Here is a 15894-nt window from a genome sequence, read left to right on the forward strand (position 1 = left end):
TATGGGAAAAGTAACAGGATTTAAAGAAATAGAAAGAATAGACGAGCAATACGAAGCTGCAGATAATCGTATAAAAAACTACAAAGAGTTTACAGTAGCGTTAAGCGAATCTGAAATTAAATCACAAGGTTCTCGTTGTATGGATTGCGGTATACCTTTTTGTCATAGTGGTTGCCCATTAGGAAATTTAATTCCTGATTTTAATCATATGGTACATCAAGGTGAATGGCAAAAAGCATCATTAATTTTGCATTCTACTAATAACTTCCCAGAATTCACAGGTCGTTTATGCCCAGCTCCATGTGAGCAAGCCTGCGTATTAGGTTTAATAGACGACCCTATCTCGATAGAAAATATTGAAAAAAATATAGTTGAACGTGCTTTTAAAGAAGGTTGGATAAAACCACAACCGCCAAAAACTAGAACAGGTAAAACTGTAGCTATAGTTGGTTCAGGACCTGCTGGTTTAGCAACTGCTCAACAATTAAATAGAGCCGGCCATACTGTAACTGTTTTTGAAAGAGATGATGAAGTTGGAGGTTTATTACGATATGGTATTCCAAATTTCAAAATGGAAAAAGGAATAATAGACCGCCGTGTTGATATTTTAAAACTTGAAGGAATTATCTTTAAAGTAAACTCTAATGTTGGTAAAAACGTTTCAATTGATGAATTAAAGGCGTTTGATGCTATCGTTTTAACTGGAGGAGCTACACAAAGACGTTCATTACCTACACCTGGTATTGACGCTGATGGTGTTGTTCAAGCAATGGATTTTTTAACACAACAAACTAAAGTAGTTTTCGGCAAAGAGGTTAAAGATCAAGTTTTAGCTACTGATAAAAATGTTATTGTTATCGGCGGCGGAGATACAGGATCTGACTGTGTAGGCACATCAAATCGTCAAGGAGCTAAATCTGTAGTTAATTTTGAGATTATGCCAAAACCACCTGGACATCGTTCTCCTTCTACTCCATGGCCTTATTGGCCGTTACAATTGAAAACTTCATCTTCACATAAAGAAGGTGTTGAACGTAATTGGCTTATAAATACAAAAGAATTTATAACCAATAATAATGGTAAGTTAACAGGTTTAAAAACTGTTAATGTAGAATGGAAAATGGTTCCTGGACAACGCCCTCAATTAATCGAAATTGAAGGAACTGAGAAAGTTTGGGATTGTGATTTAGCATTATTAGCATTAGGTTTTACCGGTCCAGAAAATTATTTAGCAGAACAATTAGGTTTGCAAACCGATGCTCGTTCTAATTATAAGGCTAGTATTGATAAGTATCAAACTAATGTTCCTAATATATTCACTGCTGGTGATATGAGAAGAGGTCAATCATTAATAGTTTGGGCAATATCTGAAGGTAGACAAGCTGCATATCATGTAGATACATACTTAATGGGATCTTCTGATTTACCATTAAAAGGAGAAGGAGATTTACCTACTTTATAGAGGTATACTTCTACATATATTACATAATCCTAAATGAAAACATTCATTTAGGATTTTTTTTGTTTTATAATTGAATTGACATATGACTCCTATAAGTAATACTTCTTAGACTATTTATTAGTATCCATACTAATATACAAGTTCATAGAGACCATTTATTACACACTATTTAAGAATAATTATATATAGCGATTAAGCAGTAAGCCTAGTTCTCCCCCTCCAAACAGTCATTATGTAAATGATATTTATAAGAAAAATGATAATCATACTGAAGTTATAGTATGATCTACAATAAGCAAATGTATTTTTAAGTATAAACCAAGTGCCGTATTTGTATTTTTCTTAGAAGGTTCTTTATCTACACATAAAGTATAAACTTATTAAAGAGTAGCTTGTTGTCAATAGTTATAGTGTACTACAGTTATATTTTGTCATGATAACCACGTACAATCCAAGCTTGTACATCTTTAGATATATCTTAATACAAACTTCTATAAACAAAAAAAGTCCTTCATATTTCTATGAAGGACTTGATTAAAAAAGGCGACGACCTACTCTCCCACTTGGTATAGCAGTACCATCGGCGCTGATGGGCTTAACTTCCCTGTTCGGAATGGTAAGGGGTGGACCCCATCGCCATGGCCACCTTAAACTTTCAGTTGCGTATATTTATTATTATAAGTAGACTAACAACAATATTGTTAACATATTAAAGGGACAAAATGGTGCCTAAAGACACTCACAAGATTTTAAAAAGTAATTAAAAGTAAACTATAATAGTAGTTTGTAAGTAAAAAGGGTTTCTTCTCCCTGTCTAAGCGAACTCAAACAGGGAGAGCGTGCAAGCCTATGGGCTATTAGTATCACTCGGCTACAGACATTACTGCCCTTCTACCTATGACCTATCAACGTAGTCATCTCCTACGGCCCTTTAAAGAAATCTCATCTTGTGGCTGGTTTCGCGCTTATATGCTTTCAGCGCTTATCCAATCCCGACATAGCTACCCAGCAATGCTCCTGGCGGAACAACTGGTGCACCAGCGGTCAGTCCAACTCGGTCCTCTCGTACTAGAGTCAGATCCACGCAAATTTCTAACGCCCGCAGTAGATAGAGACCGAACTGTCTCACGACGTTCTGAACCCAGCTCGCGTGCCACTTTAATGGGCGAACAGCCCAACCCTTGGGACCTTCTCCAGCCCCAGGATGTGACGAGCCGACATCGAGGTGCCAAACCCCCCCGTCGATATGAGCTCTTGGGGGAGATCAGCCTGTTATCCCCGGCGTACCTTTTATCCTTTGAGCGATGGCCCTTCCATACGGAACCACCGGATCACTATGCTCTTGTTTCCAACCTGTTCGACCTGTATGTCTCTCAGTCAAGCACCCTTGTGCCATTGCACTCTACGTACGATTACCAACCGTACTGAGGGTACCTTTAGAAGCCTCCGTTACTCTTTTGGAGGCGACCACCCCAGTCAAACTACCCACCACGCACTGTTCTCTCAATAGAGAGTTAGGCCCTAGATAAGCAAAGGCTGGTATTTCAACAATGACTCCACAACGCCTGGCGACGCCGCTTCAAAGTCTCCCAGCTATCCTACACATTACTTACCCAGAACCAATACGAAGCTATAGTAAAGGTGCACGGGGTCTTTTCGTCCCACTGCGGGTAACCGGCATCTTCACCGATACTACAATTTCACCGAGCTCATGGCCGAGACAGTGTCCAGATCGTTGCACCATTCGTGCAGGTCGGAACTTACCCGACAAGGAATTTCGCTACCTTAGGACCGTTATAGTTACGGCCGCCGTTTACTGGGGCTTCAATTCAATGCTTTGCCGAAGCTAACATCTCCTCTTAACCTTCCAGCACCGGGCAGGTGTCAGGCCCTATACTTCATCTTTCGATTTTGCAGAGCCCTGTGTTTTTGATAAACAGTCGCCTGGACCTCTTCACTGCGGCCCTCCTAAAAGGAGGGCGACCCTTCTCCCGAAGTTACGGGTCTATTTTGCCTAGTTCCTTAGCCATGAATCTCTCGAGCGCCTTAGAATACTCATCCCAACCACCTGTGTCGGTTTACGGTACGGGCTGCTTCACTTGTTTTTCTCGGAGGATGTTACGCTGGATTATCAACTTAGCCGAAGCCTTGTCGTACTATCGGGGTGTCACCACTCCCTTCAACGCGCTATTCCGTCAGCGCGCACCAACACCACATCCCCGTCACTTTTAACGTGAGCAGGTAGCAGAATATTAACTGCTTGTCCATCCACTACCCCTTTCGGGTTCGCGTTAGGTCCCGACTGACCCCCAGCTGATTAGCATAGCTGGGGAAACCTTGGTCTTTCGGCGTGCGGGTTTCTCGCCCGCATTATCGTTACTTATGCCTACATTTTCGTTTCTATGCGTTCCAGCAAACCTTACAGTTCACCTTCAACACCCATAGAATGCTCCCCTACCCCTCTGTACCGAGTACAGAAGCCATAGCTTCGGTGGTATACTTATGCCCGATTATTATCCATGCGGAATCGCTCGACCAGTGAGCTGTTACGCACTCTTTAAATGAATGGCTGCTTCCAAGCCAACATCCTGGCTGTCAATGCAATTCCACCGCGTTATATCAACTTAGTATACACTTGGGGACCTTAGCTGATGGTCCGGGTTCTTTCCCTCTCGGACATGGACCTTAGCACCCATGCCCTCACTGCTGCAAAACATTTTATAGCATTCGGAGTTTGTCAGGAATTGGTAGGCGGTGAAGCCCCCGCATCCAATCAGTAGCTCTACCTCTATAAAACTATTGCAACGCTGCACCTAAATGCATTTCGGGGAGTACGAGCTATTTCCGAGTTTGATTGGCCTTTCACCCCTACCCACAGGTCATCCCAAGACTTTTCAACGTCAACGGGTTCGGTCCTCCACTTTGGGTTAACAAAGCTTCAACCTGCCCATGGGTAGATCACACGGTTTCGCGTCTACTACTACTAACTATGGCGCCCTATTCAGACTCGCTTTCGCTACGGCTCCGATCCTTAAAATCTTAACCTTGCTAGTAAAAGTAACTCGTAGGCTCATTATGCAAAAGGCACGCCGTCACCCCTAAAGGCTCCGACCGCTTGTAAGCGTATGGTTTCAGGATCTTTTTCACTCCGTTATTCACGGTTCTTTTCACCTTTCCCTCACGGTACTGGTTCACTATCGGTCTCTCAGGAGTATTTAGCCTTACCGGATGGTCCCGGCAAATTCATACAAGGTTTCACGTGCCCCGCACTACTCAGGATACCACTATCAATAACGTCCTTTACTTATACCGGGCTATCACCGTCTTCGGCCTGTCTTTCCAAACAGTTCTAATTCATCGCGCATCAAATGTCGTGGTCCTACAACCCCAGCATTGCCGAAACAATACTGGTTTGGGCTAATCCGCGTTCGCTCGCCACTACTAACGGAATCACTTTTGTTTTCTCCTCCTCCGGCTACTTAGATGTTTCAGTTCACCGGGTTTACTTCTCTTACGAGATACTATACCTTCAATATAGTGGGTTGCCCCATTCGGATATCCGCGGATCACAAGTTGTGTGCACCTCCCCGCAGCTTTTCGCAGCTTATCACGTCCTTCATCGCCTCTGAGAGCCTAGGCATCCCCCATACGCCCTTTTCTAGCTTGTCACTAGTCCTTTTTATTCTATTATATCATAATCCGAAAATTACAATACCTATTATCGTACTTTACTCTTTTTTAATTTGTGTTTCTTGTAACTACAGTATCCCTGAAGATATCTATAATCACTTTGTCCCAATATGTCAATGAACTTTTGGCTGTTAAGCCTTGTGGAGAATATCGGAGTCGAACCGATGACCTCCTGCGTGCAAGGCAGGCGCTCTAGCCAGCTGAGCTAATCCCCCATTTGTTGTCGAACTACATCAGTTAACAGTTATCAGTTAATTGATGACTTATACGTCAACTGGAGTTACCCAACTTCTAAAATTTCCTTTCAATTGATACCAATACTAATCAGTACCATCTTTTTAATGAACGTTTTGACTAAATTAATAATCAAGCTTTAAGTTGTAGTCTCAGGCAGACTCGAACTGCCGACCTCTACATTATCAGTGTAGCGCTCTAACCAGCTGAGCTATGAGACTCTCACTTTGCGAATCTTGCGACTCAATCAATATTTTTATATAACATATATATAAGACAGCGATAAAATTAATATAACTCAAAAATACAAGGACTAGATTCCTACTAAATTACATCTGTGATGCTTTTCTCTAGAAAGGAGGTGTTCCAGCCGCACCTTCCGGTACGGCTACCTTGTTACGACTTAGCCCTAGTTACCGATCTTGCCCTAGGCCGCTCCTTACGGTGACGGACTTCAGGCACTCCCGGCTTCCATGGCTTGACGGGCGGTGTGTACAAGGCCCGGGAACGTATTCACCGGATCATGGCTGATATCCGATTACTAGCGATTCCAGCTTCACGGGGTCGAGTTGCAGACCCCGATCCGAACTGTGACCGGTTTTATAGATTCGCTCTCTGTTACCAGATGGCTGCTCTCTGTACCGGCCATTGTAGCACGTGTGTGGCCCAGGACGTAAGGGCCGTGATGATTTGACGTCATCCCCACCTTCCTCACGGTTTGCACCGGCAGTCTTGCTAGAGTCCCCGACATGACTCGCTGGCAACTAACAACAGGGGTTGCGCTCGTTATAGGACTTAACCTGACACCTCACGGCACGAGCTGACGACAACCATGCAGCACCTTGTAAATTGTCCGAAGAAAAGTCTATCTCTAAACCTGTCAATCTACATTTAAGCCCTGGTAAGGTTCCTCGCGTATCATCGAATTAAACCACATGCTCCACCGCTTGTGCGGGCCCCCGTCAATTCCTTTGAGTTTCATTCTTGCGAACGTACTCCCCAGGTGGGATACTTATCACTTTCGCTTGGCCGCTCAGTCCGAAAACCGAACAGCTAGTATCCATCGTTTACGGCGTGGACTACCAGGGTATCTAATCCTGTTCGCTACCCACGCTTTCGTCCATCAGCGTCAGTGTATAGTTAGTGACCTGCCTTCGCAATCGGTATTCTATGTAATATCTATGCATTTCACCGCTACACTACATATTCTAGCCACTTCACTATAACTCAAGACCGCCAGTATCAAAGGCAGTGCATACGGTTGAGCCGCAGCATTTCACCTCTGACTTAACAGCCCGCCTACGGACCCTTTAAACCCAATAATTCCGGATAACGCTCGGACCCTCCGTATTACCGCGGCTGCTGGCACGGAGTTAGCCGGTCCTTATTCTTACAGTACCGTCATCAATCTACACGTAGATCTTATTCTTCCTGTATAAAAGTAGTTTACAACCCATAGGGCAGTCTTCCTACACGCGGCATGGCTGGATCAGACTTCCGTCCATTGTCCAATATTCCTCACTGCTGCCTCCCGTAGGAGTCTGGTCCGTGTCTCAGTACCAGTGTGGGGGATCTCCCTCTCAGGACCCCTACCCATCGAAGCCTTGGTAAGCCGTTACCTTACCAACTAACTAATGGGACGCATGCTCATCTCTTACCGTAACCTTTAATATAAAATCGATGCCGACTCAATATAATATAGGGCATTAATCCAAATTTCTCTGGGCTATTCCCTAGTAAGAGGTAGATTGCATACGCGTTGCGCACCCGTGCGCCGGTCGTCAGCGGAGCAAGCTCCCTGTTACCCCTCGACTTGCATGTGTTAGGCCTGCCGCTAGCGTTCATCCTGAGCCAGGATCAAACTCTTCATCGTTGTTTTGTAAATATTATTACAACACAAAATATAAAATCATCCGAACCTAGCCCTTAATATTCTTTAAGCTATTATGTTAATTCAATTTATTTAATTACCGTTTCCAGTAATTAAACGCTGTCTTACAATATGTCAATGAACTTTTCTATTCCTATTTTCTCAGCTTATTTACGTGTCGTTGTTTCCCTAAGCGGCTGCAAATATACACCCTCTTTTTAAACCCACAAGCTTTTTTTTAAACTTTTTTAATCTTTTTTCTTTACTATTTCGTAACTACCTAGAAACAAAGAACTAACGATAAATTTACTTTTAAATAAAATTGAAATTAAATGAAATCAATAGAGAAAACGATTAAGAAAAGAAATTCCACACTACACCAAAACGAACGATAAAATCTCGATATGGATAGCTAGGAGCTGAATAATAGTTATTACCAGTAAAGGATGAGTTTATGTGTTCAGCTTTTAGATACAGCCTTGTTTGTTGAATTTTAGCATTTATAAAGAGGTCTATTAAAGGAAAGCCTCCTAAGGTTTCATTATTTTGAATATAGAACTCCCCTAATAATGGATTAAATGAATTCATGTTATAAGAGGTAAAGTATTTAAAAGTCACACCTGTTTGCAAGAACATTGCTTTATCAAAAATCTCTTTTGAAAAATACAATGTATTCCTTGCTGTAAACTGTGGCACGTTTAGAACATCATTAGATTGAGAAACTGCCTGATACATTATAGTGTTATCTAAAGCAAATTTTCCGTACTTAAACTCTTTTCTGTATTTAACTTTTAAATGACTTATACTATTAGACTCCTGATAAGGCTTTATGTATTGGTTTTCAAAACCCCCTTCTTCTATCGTAACAAGAGGATCAACTGCAAAGTAAGTGTAATTATCTAATGTTGTAAACTCCACCGAAGCATCACCTAATAATTTCGATTCAAAATCAACACCTATTATATTCGTATTAACTTTTTCAAAATTATTTTCATTTGACCAATTGTAATTAGCGTAATCACTTTGATATAATAAGTAATTAAAATCTGGCATTCTAGAAGATGAATGTATATGAGCATGAAAAGCCATATCATCATTAAACCTATAGCCTGCAGAACCATTTAAAAGAGTTCCTGTCAAATTACCAGAGAGATTATATGTTAAGTTTCCTTTTACATCAAAATCTCCTATTTTCTTTTCATAATTAGCACCCAAAGAAATTTCTTCTCCCTTTAACTTACCTACCGACAATCCATCATCTTGAATTAGAAATGTATTAAAGTAATAATTATAGTTATAAACATTGACAAACCCCTTTAACCTTCCTAATGTTGTATTATAAAATTCCGCACTTAATTGATTATAAAAAGATTTAAGTCTTGCTTTATCAGATATTTCTCCTGAAACAAAAGCATCTCCAAAATAATCGTTTTGAGTCGTTTGTGTAAATTCATAAAACCTAGTCTCATAATTAAATACATGACCTAAAGACAATGAGGTTTTATCAATAGCACTAGAGTCTCCCTCCTTTTTAACAAGCTTGTATTGGTTTTCAAAGAAATAGCGCTTACCTAATATTTTAGTATCTACATCATTAAAAAAAACATCTATCCCTATTCTATCTTGAAATTCAGAATCTCCAGACTCAAATTGATCTTTATTTGATATACCTCCATTCTCCTGGTTTTCTAAATCTTGAACAGCAATATGAGCTCTTAGATTATATCTTTTATTTTTGCTTTCATAATTTGTAGTTGTTATAAAATTACCTGCTTCGGATTCCGTAGAGTTATATTTACCGAAAGATCTAAAACCAGTATAAGCTATAGAATAATTTAATCTTTCTGACGTATTAAATGTTAGCATTATATCCAAAAATTGTCCTTCAGAAAACACCGTTTTAAACATTACATCCGTAGTGGGCGTTGGAACATTATAATAATTTATATCTTCAATTTCCTTATAATTGTAATGTTTTGCATTTGCACCTATAAAGGGGTAAAACTTATCGTAATCAGTTTTTAAACTTAAACTATTATATGTTTGCCCCATATTAGAAAAGGGTAACAACTCAAAATTGTCTTTACGCAAGTAATTATTCTTATACTCCTTACTTATAGTTAAAGTCGTATCTAAAAAAGTAGTATCTCTTTTAAAGCTAATTATCTTGTACTTATCTATTGAAGGCTTCTTTTGTATAGAATCATTTTTCTTACCTAAAGCTTCTTTATCTTTTTTTTCCAAAGAATTAGAATCTTTACCTGGCTTAGTTGGCCTGTCTTGTGAAAAAACCAAACCTACATTAAATACAAAAAATATAATAAAAAATTGTCTCATTGATATTTACTTATTAAAACAAAGGTAATTTTTTTTGCTGTTAAAGGGATGTGAAAGTTTTACGAATACTCAATAGTCATTTATATTTTAACTACCAACTATTTAACTTTTCTTTAGAAAAAAAATATGAAATTCTAGTAATTTATGAGATATTTACAAAAAAAGATAAAATGCTAAGAAAGTTATTTTTTATTTGCTTCATTATTTCTTCGTTTTCATATGCGCAATTTAACCAAAATGCGCCTTGGATGGATACTTTAGAAAAAAACAGTGTTTCTTCCAAAAAGAATAACACACCCCATTCACTTTATGATATATCAAAAGCATTTGATGAATACTGGGAAAACAAAGATTATACAAAAAAGGGAAGTGGATTTAAACCTTATAAGAGATGGGAAAACTATTGGGGTTATTATATAGATAAAGATGGGAATTTACCAACACCTAATAAATTATGGGAATCTTGGAAAGCAAAGCAAGGTAGCATTGGAAAAGCACTGAACCCTACAGCAAATTGGAATGCTATAGGCCCTTTTACCCACGATACTTATTCAGGTGCATTATCTGGACAAGGAAGAATCAACGCAATTACTGTAGACCCTAATAATACAAACATTTGGTATGTTGGAGCTCCTGCTGGAGGTATTTGGAAATCAATTGATAATGGATCTTCTTGGGTTAATTTGTTTGATGATTTTCCACAAATAGGTGTTTCGGGTATTGCCGTTGACCCAAACAATTCTCAAATTGTATATATAGCTACTGGTGATGATGATGCTGCAGATTCATATAGCGTTGGTGTTTTTAAATCTGTCGATGGCGGAAACTCCTGGAATGAAACAGGATTAAACCCTAGCAATTCAAACATAAACCTTTTAATGAGTGAAATAACCATTAACCCGACAAATTCTAATATTATCTGGGTAAGCACAAGTAATGGCTTACAAAAATCTACTGATGGAGGAAATACATGGGAAGTAAAACTAGGTGGTAACGTTCAAGACTTTAAATTAAAACCGAATAGTCCAAATACAATTTATGCAGTTACCTCTAATTCGTTTTCAAAATCTACAGACGGAGGAGATACTTTTATCGAAATCACAAATGGATTGCCTGTTAACTCTGGAAGGTTAGCAATTGGAGTCAGCGAATCTAACCCTTCTGGTGTATATATACTTAGAGCATTAACAGGTGGTAATAGCTTTGCTTTTGGCGGACTTTATAAATCGTTAGATAGTGGTGAAAGTTTTGAAAGAACAGCTAGTGGGCAAGATATATTCGAATCAAACCAAGCTTGGTTTGACTTAGCAATTGAAGTATCTCCTTCTAATTTTAATGAAGTTTATACGGGTTGTTTAAATGTATGGAAAAGCACTAATGGTGGTGACACCTTTATTAGAATAAATAGATGGAATGTAAGTGACCAAGGTTATACACATGCAGATATACATACTATCAAAATATTTAATAATCAATTATTTGTTGGTAGTGACGGAGGTATTTACATGTCTGAAAACGGAGGAAGCTCTTTTAATGACTATACTGCTGGTTTATCTATTAGTCAGTTTTATAGAATTTCAGTTGCAAAAAATGACTCAGGAAAAATTACTGGTGGACTACAAGACAATGCAGGCTTCATTAGAGACCAAGAGCAATGGAATGTATTTACTGGTGGAGATGGGATGGATTACGAAATTGACCCAAACAACAGTAGTTTAATTTATGGATTTGTTCAGTTTGGCAGTAGCCTCTTTATTTCTTCAGATTCTGGCCAATCGGTCGGAATTGTAGGTGCACCCAGCGACACTAACGGAAATACAATACAAGGTAATTGGATTACACCTTTAGCGATAAGTTCTGATGGTTCAGTTTACGCAGGTTTTGATGCTCTTTATAAATTAGTAAATAATCAATGGTCAAAAATATCATCATCAATAGGAACAGGTAATATTGATGATATAGAAATCGACCCAAAAAATCCAGACATTATTTTTGCTGCTGAAAGCAACCTATTATACAGGAGTAGTAATGGCGGAGCAACCTTTTCTATTATTAAAATTTTAGATTCAGAAATTTCTGATATTGCAATTAATAGTAACGACAGTAATATAATTTACGCAACCACTTCTGATAGAGTTGGTGTTGAACTAAGCAAACAGCCTGCAGAGAGAGGCGTTTTCAAAATAACTATTGACGGAGGCACTATAACATCTGAAAACATTACATATGATATACCTACAGATCAAGCATTTTTTTCTATTGCTCATCAAGGCAGGCATACAGACAACCCTATTTATGTAGGTACAAGTTTAGGTGTTTATAGATTAGATGACACCTTAACAGAATGGGAAGAATATTATACAAACTTACCAAATGTTGCTATTAGTGATTTAGAAATAAATTTAGATGGAGAAAAAATCATAGCATCTACTTACGGAAGAGGAGTTTGGGAATCTACAATTCCGATTCAAATACCTGAGAATGAAGTTAGGTTAATTTCTATCTCACCAAATAGTAATACTGTTTTCTGTGATGAATTTGCTCCAACTGCGATTGTAGAAAACCAAGGTCTTAATGAAATAACAACAATTGAAATTAGCTATACTATAGGCGATAGTGCTATTAAAAATTTTACTTGGTCTGGTAACTTATTAAGTAATGAAACCACCACAGTAGAACTGCCTTTAGAGACAGCTGCTATTTATGGCGAGTCTAACATTAACTTAACAGCTACGATTGAAAATGATACTTATGATGATAATAACAACTTAAGTAATCGATTCTTTGTAAATAAAACAGATATTGGTGGGGTTATCAACACTTTTGAAACCGAACAAGAATCACTTATAACATATAATGACGGAAACGCCGAGAGTGTTTGGCAAAAAGGAGTGCCAACTGGGTCTAAATTAAACCAAGCTTCTTCTGGTACAAATGTATATGGCACAAACTTAAGCGGTAATCACCCTAATAGCACTAAAGCAAATCTTTTAAGTAATTGCTATGATATGACTTCAATTCTAGCTCCTGTACTTAAATTTGATATGGCTTATGATCTTGAGTTAAATTTTGATATAATTTATGTTGAGTATTCGATAGACAGTGGAAGTACCTGGGGTGTTTTAGGTAATATTGATAGCCAACCTAATTGGTACAATAGCAATCGTACAAATGCAAAATCAGAAGAGGCCGATGATTGTCAAAATTGTCCAGGCGCACAATGGACAGGAGAAAATACAGAAATTACAGAATATAGTTATGATTTTACTGCAAACGCAGCAAACGGAGAGCAAGATCTTACTACTGAAACTAATGTTTTGTTCAGAATTGTATTTCAATCAGATCCTGCCGTTACTGGAGAAGGTGCCATAATAGATAATTTAGTTGTTGATGGTTTACTAGATGACGATGATGATGATAATGATGGTATTTTAGATATAGATGATAATTGCCCATTAATAGCAAATGCAGATCAACTTGATACTGATGGTGATGGCGAAGGAGATGTTTGTGATTCTGATGATGATAATGATGGTGTTTTAGATATAGATGATAATTGCCCATTAATAGCTAATCCAAATCAAGAAGATGATGATTTAGATGGCATTGGCAACTTATGTGACGAAGACAGTGATAATGATGGCGTACCTAATAGTATTGACGAATGTGACAATACTGAAACTGGAGTAACCGTAAATACAACCGGGTGTGAAGTATTCTCGCTACCGAATACAAATTTTCAAATTATTACAACTGGAGAATCCTGTTCTTCAAGTAACAATGGAAATATTTTTATAACTGCTCAAAATAAATCTTATACTTATAACGCAGCACTTACAAACACAGACAACTCAATTGATATTAGTTTTTCTGACACTACATCGTTTACAGATTTATCATCTGGCACGTATCAGTTATGCTTAACTGTAGAAGGGCAACCTAATTATGAAACATGCTTTGATTTAACTGTTTCACAACCTGATGCTTTATCCGTAACTTCTAAGGTTAACTCTTTAAATAATGAGGTTACTTTAAAGCTTTCTGGCGGTGAAATATATACAATTTCTTTAAATGATAAAATTTATATTACTTCAGCTAAAGAAATCACACTGCCCTTAGAGAGCGTAACGACAAAGGTATTCGTTAAAACAAGCTTAGATTGCCAAGGTATACATAATGAAGAAATAATGTTAAGTGATGAGTTATTCATTTACCCTAACCCAATTGAAGGTGGTGATTTAACAATTCTATTAAGCCAAAATACATCTGAGAAAATAACTATTTCTCTTTTCAATGCAACTGGCACTAGCCTTTTGAGTAAAGAAATGACTCCTATAAACAATGAGATTAAAATAAATGTTGATGGTTTACCTACCGGTATTTATTTTTTAAACGTTAAATCAGGTAATACATTATCTAATTATAAAATCATAAGAAAATGAAAAAATTAAAATACATATATTTATTTAGCACTCTAAGCTCTTTAGTACTTTCCTGTAGTAGTTCTTCAAGTGAACCCACTACAGAACCTACAACTCCTGTGGCAATAACTCCTAGTTCTGCTTTATTAATTTTTCCAGATGATGATACGGAATGTAATGAAGGGGTAATTGATGCTAACAATGATAGTAGAAGTACGGTAACATTTGAATGGTTAAGTGCTGAAAATACCGATTCTTATGAAATAAAACTTAAGAATTTAGATACAGGCAGTATTACAACTAGTACATCTACTACTAATGAAAAAGATATTAGTATAAATAGAGGAACTCCTTATGAATGGTATGTAATATCACTAGCAAACGGTACAAGTACAACTGCAACTAGTGAAACATGGTCTTTTTACAATCAAGGTAAAGGAATACAAAATTACGCTCCTTTTCCTGCAATTGCACTAACTCCTCAAAGAGGAAGTACAATTACAAATACTGAAACTGTTACTTTACAATGGTCAGCTTCTGATGTAGATAACGATATTGCATCATATGAAATATTGTTTGGAACAAATGAAACTCCAGAAAATTCATTAGGCGACACTACAGAAACTACAATACAAGTAACTATTGCAGCGGGTAATATATATTATTGGAAAGTGATAACAACAGATTCTTATAACAACAGTTCAAATTCAGAACTATTTGAGTTTAGAGTTGAATAAATTAAAAAAGCCAGAAAACATTAAATTGTTTTCTGGCTTTTTTAATAATAGATAGTTTCTATTTAGAAACAGAATTATAATAATTCAAAAACGAAATTACATCTTCCTCTTTTTTCAAGTTCAATTTATTTTCTTTCACATAAATTTTCATCTCTTCTTTTTTATCTCCAGTAAAATCAAGAATATTATTTTTAGATAATTTTATTTTAATAGCATGATTTTCTTGGTCCTTGTTAGATTGATCTAAAATATAGTAAGAACTATTCCATACATAAGTTGGCGGTACATATTTTTCATATGATGTACTAGGCCTTCTTGCTTGTTTTAATACAGATTCTGGTTTAAACAAAAGCTTTAAACCACCTTCATTTAAATCAGAAAAGTAACTTGTTCTAACAGCATCTCTGGAATCTTTATATGTAAAAATACGATACTTCTTATTTCCAATTCTCACACTTATGTATGACCTTTTTAGAAGTGAGTAATAAGAATCTATAGCATCATTATTTAATATTTCTACCTCATTACCATGAGCATTGAATCTCATTTTACCAACAAGTTCAACTTTATCATTTACAATGATTTCACCATCAACAAAACTCTCATTTAAATATGGTGTACCATTAGTTTTACTATCTGTTATTTCAGTAGTGCTTGTTACAAAATTCACAATTCCTTCTTCAGGTACTGGCGAATATGCTTGTTGAGCAAAAGATGATTTTACACAAAAAAGGACTATTGTGGTTAAGGTAAAAAGTTTAGTTATTTTGATCATAAATTTTTTTTTAAATTTAATTATTTATTCTATAATTGATATAAAAAACAATGTTATTAAAAACTTAAAATAACGATTCTTTTCTATGTCATTTTTAAGTTATTGCTGTTAAGGGTTTTTAATATTTAAGAACGGTATAGCTTCATTATTTAAATTATAATGATACGATCTCCAATAAAAATCATCTCCTTCAAATTCCCAAACAATTTTCTTCTCATTACTGACTTCTAAAAAACAAGAAGAGTCACAGGTTACCAAACCGAACTGTTTCTGAAACTTTAGGAAAAAAAACTGATTTACCTTAACTCCAAACCATTTCTAATTCATTATTTGATGAACACTTAACAAAAAAAAATCAGGCTAAATTG

5 protein-coding genes, 2 tRNA genes and 3 rRNA genes are annotated in these 15894 nt (G+C 36.9%); 3 read left to right on the forward strand and 7 right to left on the reverse strand.

Features of this window, described 5'->3' with window-relative positions; genetic code table 11:
* The first annotated feature begins 1 nt into the window (after window position 1).
* Window positions 2-1462, forward strand: coding sequence for a glutamate synthase subunit beta (locus H0I23_RS11435; RefSeq protein WP_216783433.1), 1461 nt, complete (start codon window positions 2-4; stop codon window positions 1460-1462).
* A gap of 538 nt (window positions 1463-2000) precedes the next feature.
* Here H0I23_RS11435 and rrf read toward each other — a convergent pair.
* The 6 genes from rrf to H0I23_RS11465 form a co-directional block, all read right to left on the reverse strand.
* Window positions 2001-2112, reverse strand: a 5S ribosomal RNA gene (gene rrf / locus H0I23_RS11440).
* Window positions 2113-2299: 187 nt separating this feature from the next.
* A 23S ribosomal RNA gene (locus H0I23_RS11445) occupies window positions 2300-5132 on the reverse strand.
* Window positions 5133-5293: 161 nt separating this feature from the next.
* Window positions 5294-5367 (reverse strand) — tRNA-Ala (locus H0I23_RS11450).
* A 166-nt stretch (window positions 5368-5533) separates the two neighbouring features.
* Window positions 5534-5607: transfer RNA gene (locus H0I23_RS11455), tRNA-Ile, on the reverse strand.
* 133 nt (window positions 5608-5740) lie between these two features.
* A 16S ribosomal RNA gene (locus tag H0I23_RS11460) occupies window positions 5741-7259 on the reverse strand.
* The 16S, 23S and 5S rRNA genes sit together here with 2 tRNA genes alongside, the layout of an rRNA operon.
* Window positions 7260-7610: 351 nt before the next feature.
* Complete coding sequence (locus H0I23_RS11465; protein ID WP_216783434.1) at window positions 7611-9593, reverse strand: putative porin; 1983 nt, start codon at window positions 9591-9593, stop codon at window positions 7611-7613.
* 170 nt (window positions 9594-9763) lie between these two features.
* Here H0I23_RS11465 and H0I23_RS11470 point away from each other — a divergent pair, with 170 nt between their 5' ends.
* Together H0I23_RS11470 and H0I23_RS11475 are read left to right on the forward strand one after the other, a co-directional pair.
* A complete protein-coding gene (locus tag H0I23_RS11470; RefSeq protein WP_216783435.1) occupies window positions 9764-14035 on the forward strand; it encodes a thrombospondin type 3 repeat-containing protein in 4272 nt (1423 codons plus the stop codon).
* Window positions 14032-14751, forward strand: a complete 720-nt coding sequence (locus H0I23_RS11475) for a hypothetical protein (RefSeq protein ID WP_216783436.1) — start codon at window positions 14032-14034, stop codon at window positions 14749-14751. Before H0I23_RS11470 ends, H0I23_RS11475 begins: the two co-directional genes overlap by 4 nt.
* A 58-nt stretch (window positions 14752-14809) precedes the next feature.
* Here the strand turns inward: H0I23_RS11475 and H0I23_RS11480 are convergent, their stop codons facing one another.
* Window positions 14810-15526: a hypothetical protein gene (locus H0I23_RS11480; RefSeq protein WP_216783437.1), complete on the reverse strand. Its 717-nt coding sequence runs from the start codon at window positions 15524-15526 to the stop codon at window positions 14810-14812.
* Window positions 15527-15894 lie beyond the last annotated feature (368 nt).

It is taken from the genome of Cellulophaga sp. HaHaR_3_176 (assembly GCF_019021925.1).
Taxonomy (GTDB): Bacteria; Bacteroidota; Bacteroidia; order Flavobacteriales; family Flavobacteriaceae; genus Cellulophaga.